Origin of the sequence: Hydrogenophaga sp. (assembly GCF_026125785.1) — a bacterium.
In the GTDB taxonomy this organism is placed as follows: domain Bacteria; phylum Pseudomonadota; class Gammaproteobacteria; order Burkholderiales; family Burkholderiaceae_C; genus Hydrogenophaga.
The window spans coordinates 208,888-225,573 of the sequence record NZ_JAHCKL010000003.1 but is presented as its reverse complement, the minus strand read 5'-3'; the positions used below and the strand labels follow the sequence as shown (position 1 = coordinate 225,573).

The following is a 16,686-nucleotide window of genomic DNA, read 5'->3' as shown; positions in this document are numbered from 1 at the left end:
GATCGGGGAAACCCGCGATTTTACGGGTCGGCCCCTTCGGCGTTCAGTCGAAACGCCAGTCCGCCGTCACCGCCTGCCCCACGCGCAGCATCTGGCCATCGCCTTCGATGACGATGGCGTTCATGCCGAAGGTCACGGCCCCGTTCAGGCGCGGGTCCTGCCGGTAGCCTTGCAGGGTGTCGTTGACCTCGGGGCTGGAGGTCGCGCGGTCGGGGTCGATGTTGGGAATGGGGCAGCGCGCGCAGGGCTTGACGGTCTCGATCTGCGCACCGCTGCCCTCGGTGGCGATGCGCAGGGGTCCGACGCGGTCCTCGTCGTGCGCCTCCACGCCGCGCAGCACGATGTTGGGCCGGAAGCGCCGCATGTCCACCGGTGCCTGCCCGGCGGCGGCGAGGCGTTCGTTGAGTCCATCGAGCGACGCGGTGCTGGTCACCAGCAGGGCGAAGCCGTCGGCGAACTGCGTGCCGGCTTCGCGGCCGCTCAGCCAGCGCGCGCTGCTGGGGCGGCGGACTTCGGGGTCGAAACGGGCCAGGCGCAGACGCCGCAGGCCTTCGGGCGCGTCGGCGCCGAGGAAGTCGCTGAACCACTGCGCCGCGAGGTCGCCCATGTCGCAGGCCTGGACTTCGTCGTCCCATACGCGCACCTTCATCGGCTCCTCGGCCGCGTTCAATTCGAGGTGCAGGGACAGCATGCCCGGCGCGCGCAGCACCAGTTGGCCCATGCGGAACGAAGGCTGGATCAGGGCCATGCGCGGCAGTTCGCGCTGGGTCACGAACTCACCCTGAGCATCGACCACCATCCAGGCACGGTCGTACAGCAGGCCGGTGTCCGTCAGCTCCGCTTCGGTCAGGGCCACGCCAGCGCAGGACTTCACGGGGTACACCCAGAGCTGGTCGATGGTCGCTTTCACGTCGGCGTCGGGACTGGTGGGGCTGGTGGTCATGGCGGGCTGGGCGTTGGGAGCGACGGACGGCTGGCGCGGATGGCGCGAGCGAGAAGGCCCGGATTGTGCCCTGCTCCTAAAATCCCAGGCATGAACTCGACCGCCTCCCGCGCCAGCCAGACCCGGCGCTTCGATGTCGCCATCCGCGGAGCCGGCGTGGTGGGCCAGACCCTGGCGCTGCTGCTGGCCCGCGAGCGCCTGCGGGTGGCCCTGGTCGGCGCGGCGCGCCCCGGCAACGGCCAACCCGACGTGCGCGCCTATGCCCTCAACGCGGCCTCGCGCGAACTGCTGCGTTCGGTGCGCGCCTGGCCCGAGCGCGCCGAAGCAGACGCAGGCCCGGTGGCCGTCACACCGGTCACGGCCATGGAAGTCTGGGGCGACGACGGCGGTGAACTTCGGTTCTCGGCGCAGGACCAGGGCAGCGAGGCGCTCACCTGGATCGTGGACGTGCCCGCGCTGGAGCAGCGCCTGGGCGATGCGGTGGGCTTCCAGGCCAGCATCGAGCGTCTGGACGAGGCCCCGCCCGCTGCCCTGACCGTGGTCTGCGAAGGCAAGCGCAGCCAGACGCGCGCCGAGCTGGGGCTGGAGTTCGACGTGCGGCCCTACCCGCACAAGGCCATCGCCGCGCGCCTGCGCTGCGAAAAACCGCACGGTGGCGTGGCCCGCCAGTGGTTCTCGCAGGGTGAAGTGATGGCCCTGCTGCCGCTGGGCGGCGAACAAGGGAACTCCGTTGCCTTGGTGTGGTCAGTTCCCACACAGCAGGCCGACACCTGGCTGCAAGCCGATCCCGAAACCCTGGCCCAGGCCGTGCAGACCCGCTGCGCGCTCGCCCTGGGCGCCATGCACATGGAAAGCCCCGCACAGGCCTGGCCCCTCGAACTCTCCCGCGCCCAGCGCTGGATCGCCCGCACCGCGGGCGGCGGCGTGGCGCTGGCCGGTGATGCGGCCCACGCCATGCACCCGCTGGCCGGACAGGGCCTCAACGTGGGCCTGGCCGACGTGGCCGAACTCGCCCGCGTGCTGCACGGGCGCGAGTACTGGCGCGAGCTGGGCGACCTCAAACTGCTGCGCCGCTACGAGCGCGCGCGTGCGGCCGAGGTGGGCACCATGAGCTGGGTGACCGACCGCCTGTTCGGCCTGTTCTCGCACGACGACACACGCCTGCAGGCGCTGCGCAACTGGGGCATGAGCGGCTTCGACCGCATGGCCCCGCTCAAGCGCTGGGTCGCCCGCCAGGCCATGGGCCAGAGTACCTGAGCGCGCCCACCACTTCCGAACGAACCACCCTCACCGATGAAACGCCTCAAACCCCTCCTGATCGCTGCCCTGGCCGCTCTGCTGTCCCTGGGCGCCTTCGCGCAGGAAGCGACCATCCGCAAGAACCTGGCCGAACGCCTGCCCAACCTGCCGCCCATCGATGAGGTGAGCAAGACGCCGCTGCCGGGCATCTTCGAGGTGCGCGTCAACCACAGCGACCTGTTCTACACCGACGCCGAGGGCAACTACCTGATCCAGGGTTCGCTCATCGACACCCAGGCGCGCGTGGACCTGACCGAGCAGCGCCAGCAGAAGCTGACCGCCATCGCGTTCAAGGACCTGCCGTTCAAGGACTCGTTCACCATCGTGCGCGGCAATGGCAAGCGCAAGCTGGCGGTGTTCGAGGACCCCAATTGCGGCTACTGCAAGCGCTTCGAGCGCGACCTGCTCAAGGTCAAGGACGTGACGGTGCACGTGTTCCTCTACCCCATCCTGAGCGCCGATTCGGCGGAGAAGTCGCGCCATATCTGGTGCGCCAAGGACAAGGGCAAGACCTTTGTGGACTGGATGGTGCGCGACGTGACGCCGCCCGAGGCCACCTGCGACGACGCCGCCGTGGCACGCAACTTCGAGTACGGCAAGAAAGCCCGCATCACCGGCACGCCCACCATCGTGTTCGCCGACGGCACGCGCGTGCCGGGCGCGATCGGCGCCGACCGCATCGAGAAGATGCTCAACGACGCCAAGCCGTGATGGCAAGGCGCAGTTCGGCCGCCACTGCGGCGGTGCACTACAGCGTCTCCGTCCTCGACGCGCATGCGCACCTGTTCCAGGTGACGCTGCGCGTGCAACGGCCAGCCAAGGACCAGCGCCTGAGCCTGCCCGTCTGGATTCCGGGCAGCTACCTGGTGCGCGAGTTTTCGCAGCACCTGCAGAACCTCTCGGCCCGCCAGGGTGGGCGCGGCATCGACTTGCGCCAGATCGACAAGCACCGCTGGCAGGCGCGCTGCGAAGCCGGCAAGCCACTGGAAGTCCGCTGCGAGGTCTATGCCTTCGACGCCTCGGTGCGCACCGCTTTCCTCGACGCCACGCGCGGCTTCTTCAACGCCACCAGCCTGTGCCTGCGCGTGGTCGGCCAGGAAGACCTGCCACACGGCCTGGACATCACGCCGCACGAGGCCACCCAGGGCTGGCAGGTGGCCACCGGCCTCGCGCCCCGGCGCGTGGACGCCGACGGCTTCGGCCGCTACGAGGCGGCGAACTACGACGAACTGGCCGACTGCCCGGTGGAGATGGGCCGCTTCTGGAGCGGCGAGTTCACCGCCGGCGGTGTGCCGCACCGCTTCGTGGTCAGCGGTGCGGGCGACTGGGTCGACGGCGAGCGCCTGCTGGCCGACACCCGGCGCATCTGTGAAGCGCAGATCCGCTTCTGGCACGGACAGACCGGCGAGAAGCCCCCCTTCGAGCGCTACGTGTTCATGCTCTGGGCCACAGGCGAAGGCTATGGCGGCCTGGAGCACCGCAACTCCACCGCGCTGATCTGTCAGCGCGCCGACCTGCCGCGCCTGCGAGCGCCGGGCGAAAAGGCCGCACCACTGAAGGCCACCGACGGCACCACCACGCTGCTCGGGCTGATCAGCCATGAGTACTTCCACACCTGGAACGTCAAGCGCCTGCGGCCGGCGGAGTTCGCGCGTTACGACTACGACGCCGAGAACCACACCGAGCTGCTGTGGTTCTTCGAGGGCTTCACCAGCTACTACGACGACCTGATGCTGCGCCGCGCCGGCCTGATCGACGATGCGACCTACCTGCAACTGGTCGCCAAGACGCTCAACCAGGTGCGCCAGACCCCCGGCCGGCTGGTGCAGACGGTGGCGCAGGCCAGTTTCGACGCCTGGGTGAAGTACTACCGCGTGAACGAGAACACGCCCAACGCCACGGTGAGTTACTACACCAAGGGCGCTCTGGTGGCCCTGTGCCTGGACCTCACGCTGCGCCGCGAAGGCCGCGGTTCGCTGGACACTGTGATGCGCGAACTCTGGCGGCGCTGCGCGGGCGGTCCGATGCGCGAAGCCGACCTGATGCGCGTGCTCAAGCAGGTCGGTGGAAGAAGCTACGAGCGAGAGATCGCCGCCTGGGTGCACAGCACGGACGAGTTGCCGCTGCCCTCCCTGCTGGAAGACATGGGTGCCAAGGCCACGCTGGAGAAAGCGCCCGTGGCCCAGCAACTGGGCCTGCGCGTGGCCGAGTCCGGTGGCAACGTGGTGCTCAAGAGCGTGCTGCGCTCCGGTGCCGCCGAGGCGGCGGGCATGGCGCCTGGCGACGAATGGATCGGCATCGAACTGCCACCGCCCCGGCGGGGCGCGGCTGTGGAGGCCTGGCGCATCCAGCGCCTGGACGATGTCGATGCGCTGCGCGGTCGCAGCAACCGCCTCACGGCCCTGGTCTCACGCGACCGGCGGCTGCTGCGCTGTGCACTGGACTGGCCCACCGCTTCGCACACCGTGCGTCTGGGCGTGGGTGATGCCACGAAGCTCGCCGCCTGGCTGACGGGCTGAGCGCCGCGTTCAGAAGCGCGGCAGGCGCGGGAACACCTCCTGGTCAAAGCGCTGCGCCGTGGCGCCGCCTTTGAAGTTCGCCAGCCCATCTCGAACGCGCGGCAGCAGGGCCTGCAGGTCGACCGGCGACTTGCAGGACTCCACGCGCAAGGCGAGCTGTTCGCCCATGGGCCCGAGCTGGTCGTTGATGAAACGCACCACCAGCCGCCGTGCCTCGCCAAAGGGCAAGGCTGGCGTGCGAGGAGGATCCACAGGCGGCGGCGCGGAGGCCGGCTCGCCCGCCTCCGGTGGGGCCGGTGGCAAGGCCGATAGCGGCCGGCCACTGGGGTCGACGGCTTCCACCCAGCCCGATGCCTGCAACTGCTCCAGCAGCGGCGCGGCACTGCCCTCGCCTGCGACGAGTGGATCCAGGTCGGCAACGGTGCGCTTGCCATCCACCATGATGAGCAGCATGCGCAGACGGGGAGCGAGACCGGCGGGCCGACTGGTCAGCGCTTCGCGCCCCTTGTCGGTCTTGGCGAACAGGGTTGTGGGTTCCATGGCCATACAGAGTTTGCCGAAATGTAGGCCCAGCCCCAGCCCGTGCCAACCGGGTTAGACCGGGTACGGGGTGCAGCCGGTCGCCCCAGACCGACCGCAGGGCGCTTGCAAGGCGCGAACACGGACTTTTCGCACGCCCCCGCAGAACCACGGTACCTCAGCGCGGGCGCAGATCCACGACCCGCCTGGCCTTGCCCTGGCTGCGCTCCACGCCGCCTTCGGCACGCAGTTCGACCACCACGGAGCTGCCCACATAGACCTTGATCTCGTGCTGCAGAAGCCGGGCCGCCTCGCGCGCCGCATCGGTTTCGGGACCCAGGCCGGCACGGGTCTCCACCACCACCGTGAGATCGTCCATCGGCCCCTGGCGCGAGAGCACGCACTGGTAGTGCGCGCTGAGTTCCGGGCGCCGAAGGATGAGTTCCTCGATCTGGGTCGGAAACACATTGACGCCGCGCACGATCATCATGTCGTCGCTGCGGCCGGTGATCTTTTCCATGCGGCGCATGGTGCGCGCGGTGCCCGGGAGCAGCCGCGTGAGGTCGCGCGTGCGGTAGCGGATGATGGGCAGCGCTTCCTTGGTCAGGCTGGTGAAGACCAGTTCGCCGATCTGGCCGTCGGGCACCGGTTCGCCGGTCTCGGGGTCGATGATCTCGGGAAAGAAGTGGTCTTCCCAGATGGTCGGCCCGTCCTTGGTTTCGACGCACTCGTTGGCCACACCCGGCCCCATCACCTCGGACAGGCCGTAGATGTCCACCGCGTCCAAGCCCATGCGCGCCTCGATGGCGGCGCGCATGTCGTTGGTCCAGGGCTCGGCCCCGAAGATGCCCACGCGCAGGCTGCTCTCGCGCGGATCCAGCCCCTGGCGCTCGAACTCATCCGCGATGGCCAGCATGTAGCTGGGCGTGACCATGATGATGTCCGGCCGGAAGTCCTGGATCAGTTGCACCTGGCGCTCGGTCTGCCCTCCACCGAAGGGCACCACCGTCAGGCCCAGTTTCTCGGCGCCGTAGTGCGCGCCAAGTCCGCCTGTGAACAGGCCATAGCCATAGCTCACGTGCACCAGGTCGCCAGGGCGCGCGCCGCTGGCGCGGATGCTTCGCGCCACCACCGTGGCCCAGGTGTCGATGTCGCGCAGGGTGTAGCCGACCACCGTGGGTTTGCCGGTGGTGCCGCTGCTGGCGTGGATGCGCGCGCACTGTTCACGCGGCACGGCGAACATGCCGAACGGGTAGCTCTCGCGCAGGTCCTTCTTGGTGGTGAAGGGAAACCTGGCCAGGTCCGACAGGCTGCGGCAATCGTCCGGGTGCACGCCCGCCGCATCGAACTTGGCGCGGTACACGGCGGAGTGCTGGTAGGCGTGGCGCAAGGTGGCCTGCAGGCGCTTGAGCTGCAGCGCGCGCAACTCATCGACGCTGGCCTTCTCGATCGGCTCCAGGGGAAACTTCGTCATGGCCTGCCCTCCTCGGGAAACACGGTACCGGCGATGGTGGCGCTCTTGCCGCGGAACATCGCCACCACCTCGCCACGCTGGTTGCTGACCTTCATGTCGTAGATTCCGTGGCGCCCGCTCAAGGTCTGCTCAAGGCCCTCGCACGTCAGCACGTCGCCCGCGTGCGCGGGCCGCAGGAACTCGATGCTGCAGCCTGCCGCCACGGTGACGCGGTTGTGGCTGTTGCAGGCGAAGGCGAAGGTCGAGTCCGCCAGCGTGAAGATGAAGCCGCCATGGCAGATCTGGTGGCCGTTGAGGTGCAAGGGCCGCACCTCCATGCGCAGCACGGCGCGCCCCGGCTCGCAGGCCAGCAACTCCATGCCCATGGTGTCCTTGCTCGCGGTGTCGACCGCGAACATGGTTTCGCCCACCCTGCGGGCCTTCTCCTGCGGGCTCATCAGGCCCCCTTGAAGCGGGCTGGGCGCTTCTCGCGAAAGGCCATCACGCCTTCGATGTAGTCGTGCGTGCGGCCCAGTGCCGACTGGGTGTCGCGCTCGGCGTCGAGCTGCTGGTTGAGCGTGCGGGTGCTGGCGTCGCGCAGCAGCGCACGGGTGGCCACCAGGGCCTTGGTGGGCATGGCTGCCAGGCGTTCGGCCAGGGCCAGGGAGGCGCCGACGCAGTCCTCGGCCACGTCCCAGACCATGCCCCAGTCGCGCGCCTGCGCGGCAGGCAGCTTGTCGCCCGTCATGGCCAGGGCCATGGCGCGGGCCAGGCCCAGGCGCTCGACCAGGAACCAACTCCCACCGGCATCCGGGATCAGGCCGATCTTGCTGAAGGCCTGGATGAAGCTCGCGCCCGGCGCGGCGATGGCAATGTCGCAGGTCATGGCCAGCGACGCGCCGGCGCCCGCCGCCACGCCGTTGACCGCGGCCACGGTGGGCATGCGCAGGCCCTGCAGGCGGCGTACCGTGGGGTTGAAAGCCTGGTCGATCACAGGCCCCGGGTCGGCGCGCTCGACCAGGCCCGGGCCGGGCTCGAAGTCGAATTCGGCCAGGTCGGCACCCGCGCAGAAGCCGCGTCCCGCGCCGGTGATGACCAGCGCGCGCACCGCTTCGTTGGCCTCGGCGCGGTCCAGCGCGGCCCAGAGGTCGCGGTGCATCTGGCGGGTGAAGCTGTTGAGGGTTTCGGGGCGGTTGAGGGTAAGCAGGGCCACGGGCCCACGCTCTTCGTACACGACGGTGGCGGCGGTCATGATCGGCTGGTCTCCTGTGATCGTTCTCGTTGCGATGCAATGTACCATTCGCCAACCAATCGGTCGGTTAATGTTTTCCCGGAGTTCCGGCCGCTATAGTGCGTGGCTCGCAGCCCCTTCGACCTACAGGAGAAACCATCCATGACAGCCGCCTCCCCTGAGTTCATCACCGTGCGCACCGAGGGTCGCGTGGGCATCGTCACACTGAACCGGCCCAAGCAGCTCAACGCACTGAACAACCCGCTCATGGACGAGCTCGGCGCCGCGCTCAAGGCGTTCGACGCCGACGAGGGCATTGGCTGCATGATCGTCACCGGCAGTGAGAAGGCCTTTGCCGCCGGGGCCGACATCGGCGCCATGGCCGGCTACACCTTCGCCGATGTCTACAACGGCGACTACATCACACGCAACTGGGAGACCATCCGCTCCATCCGCAAGCCGGTGATCGCGGCCGTCAGCGGCTTCGCCCTGGGCGGCGGCTGCGAGCTGGCCATGATGTGCGACTTCATCATCGCCGCCGACAACGCGAAGTTCGGCCAGCCCGAGATCAAGCTGGGCATCATCCCCGGCGCGGGTGGCACGCAGCGCCTGCCGCGCGCCATCGGCAAGTCCAAGGCCATGGACATGGTGTTGACCAGCCGCATGATGGACGCGGCCGAGGCCGAGCGCGCCGGTCTGGTCAGCCGCGTGGTGCCGCTGGACAAGCTGATGGACGAGGCCCTGGGCGCGGCGCTGGTCATCAGCGGTTTCTCGCTGCCCAGCGTGATGGCGGCTAAGGAATCGGTCAACCGCGCCTTCGAGGGCAGCCTGTCCGATGGCGTGATGTTCGAACGCCGCATGTTCCACGCGCTGTTCGCCACCGAGGACCAGAAGGAAGGCATGGATGCTTTCGTGAACAAGCGCGCGGCGGTCTTCAAGCACCGCTGAGCAGGACATCCCCCGCGAAGCGGAGCCCGTGAAGCGCCCCAAAAAGCTCGCTATAATGCGCGCTTCGCTGGCGATATAGCTCAGTTGGTTAGAGCGCAGCATTCATAATGCTGATGTCGGTGGTTCAAGTCCACCTATCGCCACCAGCACTTTCAGAAGCGGGCTCCGGCAACGGGGCCCGCTTCTTTCATTGGGCATTCCGAATGGCCTTGAAATCGACCATCTTCAAGGCGAACCTGCAACTCGCCGACATCGACCACGGCTACTACGCCGACCATGCGCTCACCCTGGCCCGCCACCCGAGCGAGACCGACGAGCGCATGATGGTGCGGCTGGTGGCGCTGGCGCTGCACGCCCATGAACTGCAGGACACCTGCCACGGCGACGGCACGCTGGCCTTTGGTGCCGGCCTGTCCGACCCCGACGACCCCGATGTCTCCCTGACCGATTTCACCGGCCGCAAACGGCTGTGGATCGAGGTCGGCCAACCCGAGGAAAAGCCGCTGGCCAAGGCCTGCAGCAAGGCCGATGCGGTGGTGGTGCTGGCCTTCGGCAGCGCGGCCGACGTCTGGTGGCGCGGCATCGAAAACAAGCTCACCCGGCTCGACCGCCTGCAGGTCTGGCGCCTGCCCACCGAGGTGGCCCCGGCGCTGGCCGAACTCGCGGAGCGCAGCATGCAGTTGCAGGCCACGGTCCAGGAGGGTGCGATCACCCTGAGCAGCGAACGCGGCAGCGTGCACGCCGAGCCGGTGCGCTGGAAATAGCCCGAGGAGACTCCCATGCCCACTTCCGCCCCCACGCGCGACGCCGCGCTGTCCGACGCCCTCGCCCAGGCCACGGCCCGCTATGCGCAGCGCCACCCGGCCAGCCGCGCCCAGTACGAACGCGCGCAGCAGGTCATGCCCGGGGGCAACACGCGCAGTGTGCTGTTCTACGAACCCTTCCCGCTGGCGATCCGCCGCGGCGAGGGCTGCCGGCTCTGGGACGCAGACGACCATGAATACACCGACTTTCTCGCCGAGTTCACCGCCGGCCTGTATGGCCACTCGCACCCGGTGATCCGTGCGGCGGTGCTGGCCGCGCTGGAAAACGGCATCAACCTCACCGGCCACAACCTGCTGGAGAGCGAGTTGGCCCGCCTGGTCTGCGAGCGCTTCCCGTCCATTGCTCAGGTGCGCTTCACCAACTCCGGTACCGAGGCCAACCTGATGGCGCTGGCTGTGGCCACAGCCTTCACGAAGCGACGCCGCATCCTGGTCTTCCGGGGCGCCTACCACGGCGGCGTGCTCACGTTCGGCGCCGGTCACTCACCGGTCAACGTGCCACACGATTTCCTCATCGGCCGCTACAACGACACCGAAGGCGCGCTGGCGCTGATCCGCGAGAACGCCGCCGATCTGGCGGCTGTGCTGGTGGAGCCCATGCAGGGCTCGGGGGGCTGCATCCCGGCCGAGCCCGCGTTCCTGGCGGCGCTGCGGCAGGCCACGGCCGAGGCGGGCGCGCTGCTGGTGTTCGACGAGGTCATGACCTCGCGCCTGGGACCACACGGGCGCCAGGGCCAGCTGGGCATCGCGCCGGACCTCACCACGCTGGGCAAGTACATCGGCGGAGGCATGTCCTTCGGCGCCTTTGGTGGCCGCGCCGACATCATGGCGCTGTTCGACCCGCGCCGCCCTGGCGCGCTCGCGCATGCCGGCACTTTCAACAACAACGTGCTCACGATGGCGGCCGGCATCGCGGGGCTGCGCGACATCTACACCCCTGAAGCCGCGCTGACGCTCAATGCGCTGGGCGACAGCCTGCGCGAACGCCTCAACGCGGTCTGCCGCGCGCAGGGCGTCGCACTGCAGTTCACCGGCCTGGGCTCGCTGATGAACCTGCATGCCACGGCCAGCGATATCCGGAACGTGGGCGACCTTGCGGGCACCGATGCGCGCGTGCGCGACCTGTTCTTCTTCCACATGCTGGAAGCGGGCCTCTACGTGGCCCGGCGCGGCTTCACCGTGCTCTCGCTGCCCATCACCGAAGCCGACACCGGGCGCTACGTCGCCGCGTTCGAGGACTTCGCGCGGCGCCACGGCGCGCTGCTGGCCGGTTGACCCGCCAGCGGGCCGCCCGTCGCCCCGCGTGAGACAATCCCGCGCTCGCGTGCCACGCTCACGCCACCACAGCCTCTGGACACATACCATGAACCGCTGCCTCTCCACGACTTCCCCCCTCCCCACGCGCCGCCGCATCGCGGCATCGCTGGCCCTGGCCGGCTGCCTGGGCCTGCTGGCCACGGGCCAGGCCCAGGCCCAGGCGGTGCAGCGCAGCTTTCCCGCCAAGGCCCTGCGCGGCGCGATGGTGGTGACGCAGCCGCCCCTGGTCACCATGGACGACCGCGCCACCCGCCTGGCGCCGGGCGCGCGCATCCTGGATGCCAGCAACAAGCTGGTGATGCCCTCCACCCTGATCAACCAGGAGCGGACGGTGAACTACACGCTGGACCAGCGCGGCCAGGTGCACCAGGTGTGGCTGCTGACCGACGCCGAGGCCAAGGAAAAGCGCGCGGGCTTCGGCACGCAACGCAACTTCACCTTCGAGTCGCAGCAGACCGAAGCCGCGACCAGCGGCACCCGCGCCAACTGAGGCACCCCTGCCTGCACGCGCCCGCGCGTCGCACGCGGGCGAACCCCTGTTTCCCTGATGGACCTCACCATGACCCGCAAAGTCTTCATCAAAACTTTTGGCTGCCAGATGAACGAGTACGACTCGGACAAGATGGCCGACGTGCTGGGCGCCGCCCAGGGCTACGAACCCACGCAGGACGTGGAGGAGGCCGACCTGATCCTCTTCAACACCTGCTCGGTGCGCGAGAAGGCCCAGGAGAAGGTGTTTTCCGACCTGGGCCGCGTCAAGCACCTCAAGAAGAAGGGGGTGCTGATCGGCGTGGGGGGCTGCGTGGCCAGCCAGGAAGGGGCCGAGATCATCAAGCGCGCGCCGTATGTGGACGTGGTGTTCGGCCCGCAGACCCTGCACCGCCTGCCCGAGCTGTTGAACCAGCGCACGCGCCAGGACCAGCCCCAGGTGGACATCAGCTTCCCTGAAATCGAGAAGTTCGACCACCTGCCGCCGGCCCGCGTCGAAGGCGCGAGCGCCTTCGTCAGCATCATGGAGGGCTGCTCCAAGTACTGCAGCTACTGCGTGGTGCCCTACACGCGAGGTGAAGAGGTCAGCCGCCCCTTCGACGACGTGCTGGTGGAAGTGGCCGGGCTGGCCGACCAGGGCGTGAAGGAAGTGACCCTGCTTGGGCAGAACGTCAACGCCTACCGCGGCGCGATGGGAGGCACCGCCGAGATCGCCGATTTCGCGCTGCTGCTTGAGTACGTGGCGGACATTCCCGGCATCGAGCGCATCCGCTACACCACCAGCCACCCCAATGAATTCACGCCGCGCCTGATCGAGGCCTATGGCCGGGTGCCGAAGCTGGTGAACCACCTGCACCTGCCGGTGCAGCACGGCAGCGACCGCATCCTGATGGCGATGAAGCGCGGCTACACCGCCATGGAGTACAAGAGCACCGTCCGCAAGCTGCGTGCCATCCGGCCGGACATGGCCATGAGCAGCGACTTCATCGTCGGTTTCCCCGGTGAGACCGAGGACGACTTCCAGAAGATGATGAAGCTGATCACCGACATCGGCTTCGACGCCAGCTTCAGTTTCATCTTCAGCCCGCGCCCAGGCACGCCAGCGGCCAACCTGCCCGACGACACGCCGCACGAGGTCAAGCTCAAGCGCCTGCAGCACCTGCAGGCCACCATCGAGGACAACGTGCGCCGCATCAGCGCCAGCCGTGCAGGCACGGTGCAGCGCATCCTGGTCGAGGGCCCGTCGCGGCGCAACGCGGCCGAGCTCATGGGCCGCACCGAGTGCAACCGCATCGTCAACTTCGACGGTGGCCCGCAGGCCGCGCGGCTGGTCGGCGAGATGATCGACGTGCGCATCACCGAAGCCCTGCCGCATTCGCTGCGTGCCGAGGTGCTGGTGCGCGAGTCCGCGTGAAGCCTTCGCGCTTTTCCTTCCAGCAGTTGCTGCTGGTCGCGTTCCTGCTGATCGGCGCCCTGCTGGGCGCGGCCGCGCTGCGCGCGCTGTTCTCGCTGGAGACGCTGATGGCGCAGAGCCGCGAGAGCGCGGCGCAGGCGATCGCGCTGTCCACCGCGGCGCAGTCGCTCTCCGAGCGCAGCCTGACCATGGAGCGCGCGGCGCGCCAGTCGCTGGTGCTGCGCGACAACCAGCTGCGCCAGCGGTTCAATGAAGCGGCCGGCAACGCGCGCGACATTTTGCGGCGTCTGGAAGACAACGAGTTGCCACCCGAGTACGCAACCAACTGGCGCGAGCGTCTGGACGTCATCACCGATCTGCTCGATGGCCCGTCCGAGACAGCGCTGGACCGCGAGCGCGAGGTGGCCCGCGTGTTCCGCGAGATCGACGGCCACAGTGCCTCGATCGCGCAGAAGGTGCAGTCCATCATCGCCAGCCGCAACGACGCGTTGCAGGCCCGCTTCGAGACCAGCCGGCAGGAGCTCGCGCAGCAGGTCGTGGGTTCGATCGGCGTGGCCGCGATCCTGGCGCTGGCCTTCGGCATCTGGCTGGCGCGGCCGTTCAAGCGGCTGGAAAAGGCCATCCAGGGCCTGGGCGAAAACCGGCTGGACCTGCCGATCGACATTCCCGGCCCATCCGACGTGCGGCGCGTGAGCCAGCAACTGGATTGGCTTCGCCTGCGCCTGACCGAGCTCGACGCCGACAAGGCCCGCTTCCTGCGGCACGTGTCGCACGAGCTCAAGACACCGCTGGCGTCGATGCACGAAGGCGTGGCGGTGCTGGGCGATGGCGTGGCCGGCGCCCTGACGCCCAGCCAGGCCGAGGTGGTGCACATCCTGCGGCACAACACGCAGCTGCTGCAGCACCAGATCGAGGCGCTGCTGCGCTTCAACGCCGCCGCCTTCGAGGCGCGCCAGCTCAGGCGCGAGCGCACCGACCTGATGGCGCTGGTGGAAGACCAGATCGACACCCAGCGCCTGCAGTGGCAGGCCCAGGGCCTGCAGGTGCGGGCCGAGGGGGTGGCGGTGACGCTGCCGCTGGACCGGGAGAAGATCGCCTCGGCCGTGGGCAACCTGCTCTCCAACGCGATCCGCTATTCACCGCGAGGCGGACTGATCCGCCTGGTGCTGCTGGAACTGCCCGGGCGCGCCTGCCTGGACATCATCGACCAGGGCCCCGGCGTGGCGGAGGCGGACCGCGACCGCATTTTCGAGCCCTTCTACCGCGGCGAGCGCCAGCCCGAGGGTGCCGCGCGCGGCACCGGCATCGGCCTGTCCATCGTGCACGAGTACATTGTGGCCCACGGGGGACGCATCGAGCTGCTGGCGCAGCGCCAGGGCGCCCACTTCCGGATCGAACTTCCATGTTGAACAACCCCTTCGTGGCGAGCGCGCCCTGCGGCCCCGCCACCGCACCAACGCCCCTGGCGGCACCTCGCGCCGCCGGCGCCGGCCTGCTGGCCGCGCTGGCCATCGGCCTGGCCGCGTGCGGCTCGGTTCCGGCCGCGCCCAGCGTGCCCGAACCCGCGGGCCCGCCCACCAACATCGTGACGGCGCAGGCCGCCGATACCGCGGCACCGCCCTTGCTGGTGATGCCGGTGCAGAGCACGCAGGCGCCGTCGCCCATGGTGCTGGATGCGGAGGCACCGGCGGTTCCGGACCTGGTGACCGCGCTGCTGACCTATGCCGAGCGCCTGCGCGTGCTCAGCCCCGCGGAGCTCACGGCCGAGATCGTGCTGCAGGGCGACCCGGGCAACGCGCCGCTGCGCCAGATGCAGTTGGCGCTGGCCCTGATCCACACGCACCAGGCGGTGGACACCGCCAAGGCCCTGGGCCTGGTGCAGCGCGTGGTCAACCACACCGGCCCTGAGAGCGTGCCCTTCAAGCCCCTGGCCCGCCTGCTGGCCGCGCGGCTGCTGGAGCAACGCCGGCTGGAAGAGGTGGTGGACCGCCAGACGCAGCAGTTGCGCGACAGCCAGCGCCGCATCGACCAGCTCAACGACCGCCTGGAAGCCATGCGCGCCATCGAGCGCAGCATCAACTCACGGCCCAGCGCGGCGCCGGTTCCCCCCGCATCCGCGCCGGGCGCCGGCCGGCCGGCGCCATGAACGCCGCCGTCTCGTCCACCTCGCCCGTCGCCGGTGCGCCGCGCGCGCGGCTGCTGGTGGTCGACGACGACGCCGACATGCTGCGCCTGCTGGCCATGCGCCTGGGCTCCGCCGGCTACCAGGTCACCTCGGTCGGCTCCGCCGAAGCGGCGCTGGCGCAGTTGGACATCCAGCGGCCGCAGCTCGTGCTCTCGGACGTGCGCCTGCCCGGGCGCGACGGCCTGGCCCTGTTCGACGAGATCCGGGCGCGGCACCCTTCGCTGCCGGTGATTTTGCTCACCGCGCACGGCACCATTCCGGATGCGGTGGAGGCCACCGCGCGCGGCGTGTTCACCTACCTCACCAAGCCCTACGACGCCAAGGAACTGCTGGAGAAGATCGCGCAGGCACTGGCCCTGAGCGCGCCGGCCGGCGACAGCCCTCATATCGACGAGGCCTGGCGCAGCGAGATCGTGAGCCGCTCCAACCGCATGGCGGATCTGCTGGCCGAAGCGCGCATGGTGGCGCAGTCCGATGCCAGCGTGCTGCTGCGCGGCGACTCGGGTACCGGCAAGGAGATGCTGGCGCGCGCCATCCACAAGGCCAGCGCGCGGGCCAACAAGCCTTTCGTGGCGGTGAACTGCGGCGCCATTCCCGAGGCGCTGCTGGAGTCCGAGCTGTTCGGGCACGTCAAGGGCGCGTTCACCGACGCGGTGAGCAACCACAAGGGCCTGTTCCAGACCGCCGACGGTGGCACGCTGCTGCTCGACGAGATCGGCGACATGCCGCCCGCGCTGCAGGTGAAGCTGCTGCGCGTGCTGCAGGAACGCGCGGTGCGCCCACTGGGGTCGAGCCTGTCGTTGCCGGTGGACGTGCGCATCATCTCCGCCACCCACCGCGACCTGGAAGCCGCGATGGCCGAAGGTCAGTTCCGCGAGGACCTGTACTACCGCCTCAACGTGGTGACGCTCACCCTGCCCACCCTGGCGGAGCGCCGCGAGGACATCGCTCTGCTCGCCAACCACTTCCTGGCGCGGCTGGCGGCCAAGTACGGCAAGCGCAGTTCGGGTTTCGCGCCCGAGGCGCTCAAGGCACTGACCATGGCGCCCTGGCCAGGCAACGTGCGCCAGCTCTACAACGTGGTCGAGCAGGTGTGTGCCCTGTCCACCACGCCGCTGGTCTCGCTGGCGCTGGTGCAACGCGCGCTGCGCGTGCCTTCTTCGGTGGAGGTGCTGAGCTTTGCGGACGCCAAGCAGCGCTTCGAACGCGAGTACCTGGTCGGCCTGCTGAAGATGACCGACGGCAACGTGGCGGATGCGGCCCGGCTGGCGCAGCGCAACCGCACCGAGTTCTACCGGCTGCTGCAGAAGCATGCGCTCACGCCCGGCCTGTTCAAGAGCGACGCCCCGGCCGGTGGGAATGGGGTCGGCGTGGACCCTGTCGCCGATGAGTGACACGCACAAGGCCTTGTTTTTCCTGGAGTTTTCTCCAGACGCCAAGTGAGCTGTCGCTGATCGGCGACAAAAAACAGGGCTGAGAGGCCTCTGTGGCGGCGATGGCCGCGACTGGACATGGATTTTCAAGCATAAGCCATTGATCTGAAAG

16 protein-coding genes and 1 tRNA gene are annotated in these 16,686 nt (G+C 69.1%); 12 read left to right on the top strand and 5 right to left on the bottom strand.

Annotated elements, in window-relative coordinates; translation table 11 throughout:
* Positions 1-43: 43 nt before the first annotated feature.
* Positions 44-943 (bottom strand): MOSC N-terminal beta barrel domain-containing protein, encoded by a 900-nt coding sequence (locus KIT53_RS05050; protein WP_297748607.1) that lies wholly within the window; start codon positions 941-943, stop codon positions 44-46.
* Positions 944-1,033: 90 nt separating this feature from the next.
* Between KIT53_RS05050 and KIT53_RS05045 the strand changes: the two genes are divergently transcribed.
* Genes KIT53_RS05045 through KIT53_RS05035 form a run of 3 tightly spaced genes read left to right on the top strand, consistent with a single transcriptional unit; the run spans position 1,034 to position 4,761 of the window.
* On the top strand, positions 1,034-2,200 hold the full coding sequence (locus KIT53_RS05045; RefSeq protein ID WP_297748604.1) for an FAD-dependent monooxygenase: 1,167 nt from the start codon (positions 1,034-1,036) through the stop codon (positions 2,198-2,200).
* Between the two features lie 36 nt (positions 2,201-2,236).
* Positions 2,237-2,953 carry a DsbC family protein gene (locus KIT53_RS05040; protein WP_297748602.1) on the top strand — a complete coding sequence of 239 codons (717 nt, stop codon included), beginning with the start codon at positions 2,237-2,239 and terminating at the stop codon, positions 2,951-2,953.
* Positions 2,953-4,761, top strand: coding sequence for a peptidase M61 (locus KIT53_RS05035; RefSeq protein WP_297748600.1), 1,809 nt, complete (start codon positions 2,953-2,955; stop codon positions 4,759-4,761). The genes KIT53_RS05040 and KIT53_RS05035 overlap by 1 nt, the downstream gene beginning before the upstream one ends.
* 9 nt (positions 4,762-4,770) lie before the next feature.
* On the opposite strand, the gene KIT53_RS05030 is transcribed toward KIT53_RS05035, so the two are convergent.
* The 4 genes from KIT53_RS05030 to KIT53_RS05015 all read right to left on the bottom strand — a co-directional run bounded on the left by KIT53_RS05030 (position 4,771) and on the right by KIT53_RS05015 (position 7,985).
* The gene (locus KIT53_RS05030; protein WP_297748596.1) at positions 4,771-5,301 is read right to left on the bottom strand and encodes a hypothetical protein; all 531 of its coding nucleotides are present in this window, start codon (positions 5,299-5,301) and stop codon (positions 4,771-4,773) included.
* A gap of 157 nt (positions 5,302-5,458) precedes the next feature.
* Positions 5,459-6,754 (bottom strand): phenylacetate--CoA ligase PaaK, encoded by a 1,296-nt coding sequence (paaK, locus tag KIT53_RS05025; RefSeq protein WP_297748591.1) that lies wholly within the window; start codon positions 6,752-6,754, stop codon positions 5,459-5,461.
* Positions 6,751-7,191 (bottom strand): hydroxyphenylacetyl-CoA thioesterase PaaI, encoded by a 441-nt coding sequence (gene paaI / locus KIT53_RS05020; protein ID WP_297748586.1) that lies wholly within the window; start codon positions 7,189-7,191, stop codon positions 6,751-6,753. Before paaI ends, paaK begins: the two co-directional genes overlap by 4 nt.
* Positions 7,191-7,985, bottom strand: coding sequence for an enoyl-CoA hydratase-related protein (locus KIT53_RS05015; RefSeq protein WP_297748583.1), 795 nt, complete (start codon positions 7,983-7,985; stop codon positions 7,191-7,193). Before KIT53_RS05015 ends, paaI begins: the two co-directional genes overlap by 1 nt.
* Before the next feature lie 141 nt (positions 7,986-8,126).
* Here KIT53_RS05015 and KIT53_RS05010 point away from each other — a divergent pair, with 141 nt between their 5' ends.
* From KIT53_RS05010 to KIT53_RS04970, 9 genes are all read left to right on the top strand, one after another.
* Positions 8,127-8,912 carry an enoyl-CoA hydratase gene (locus KIT53_RS05010; RefSeq protein ID WP_297748579.1) on the top strand — a complete coding sequence of 262 codons (786 nt, stop codon included), beginning with the start codon at positions 8,127-8,129 and terminating at the stop codon, positions 8,910-8,912.
* A 69-nt stretch (positions 8,913-8,981) separates the two neighbouring features.
* A tRNA-Met gene (locus KIT53_RS05005) sits at positions 8,982-9,058 on the top strand.
* 57 nt (positions 9,059-9,115) lie between these two features.
* Positions 9,116-9,676: a YaeQ family protein gene (locus tag KIT53_RS05000; RefSeq protein ID WP_297748576.1), complete on the top strand. Its 561-nt coding sequence runs from the start codon at positions 9,116-9,118 to the stop codon at positions 9,674-9,676.
* 15 nt (positions 9,677-9,691) lie between these two features.
* Complete coding sequence (locus KIT53_RS04995) at positions 9,692-11,011, top strand: aspartate aminotransferase family protein (RefSeq protein WP_297748573.1); 1,320 nt, start codon at positions 9,692-9,694, stop codon at positions 11,009-11,011.
* Between the two features lie 88 nt (positions 11,012-11,099).
* Positions 11,100-11,543 carry a hypothetical protein gene (locus KIT53_RS04990; RefSeq protein ID WP_297748570.1) on the top strand — a complete coding sequence of 148 codons (444 nt, stop codon included), beginning with the start codon at positions 11,100-11,102 and terminating at the stop codon, positions 11,541-11,543.
* A 69-nt stretch (positions 11,544-11,612) separates the two neighbouring features.
* Positions 11,613-12,956: a tRNA (N6-isopentenyl adenosine(37)-C2)-methylthiotransferase MiaB gene (gene miaB, locus KIT53_RS04985; protein WP_297748566.1), complete on the top strand. Its 1,344-nt coding sequence runs from the start codon at positions 11,613-11,615 to the stop codon at positions 12,954-12,956.
* The gene (locus tag KIT53_RS04980; protein ID WP_297748562.1) at positions 12,953-14,365 is read left to right on the top strand and encodes an ATP-binding protein; all 1,413 of its coding nucleotides are present in this window, start codon (positions 12,953-12,955) and stop codon (positions 14,363-14,365) included. Before miaB ends, KIT53_RS04980 begins: the two co-directional genes overlap by 4 nt.
* Positions 14,359-15,102 (top strand): hypothetical protein, encoded by a 744-nt coding sequence (locus KIT53_RS04975; RefSeq protein WP_297748559.1) that lies wholly within the window; start codon positions 14,359-14,361, stop codon positions 15,100-15,102. The genes KIT53_RS04980 and KIT53_RS04975 overlap by 7 nt, the downstream gene beginning before the upstream one ends.
* Positions 15,099-16,535: a sigma 54-interacting transcriptional regulator gene (locus tag KIT53_RS04970; protein ID WP_297748556.1), complete on the top strand. Its 1,437-nt coding sequence runs from the start codon at positions 15,099-15,101 to the stop codon at positions 16,533-16,535. Before KIT53_RS04975 ends, KIT53_RS04970 begins: the two co-directional genes overlap by 4 nt.
* Positions 16,536-16,686: the final 151 nt, after the last annotated feature.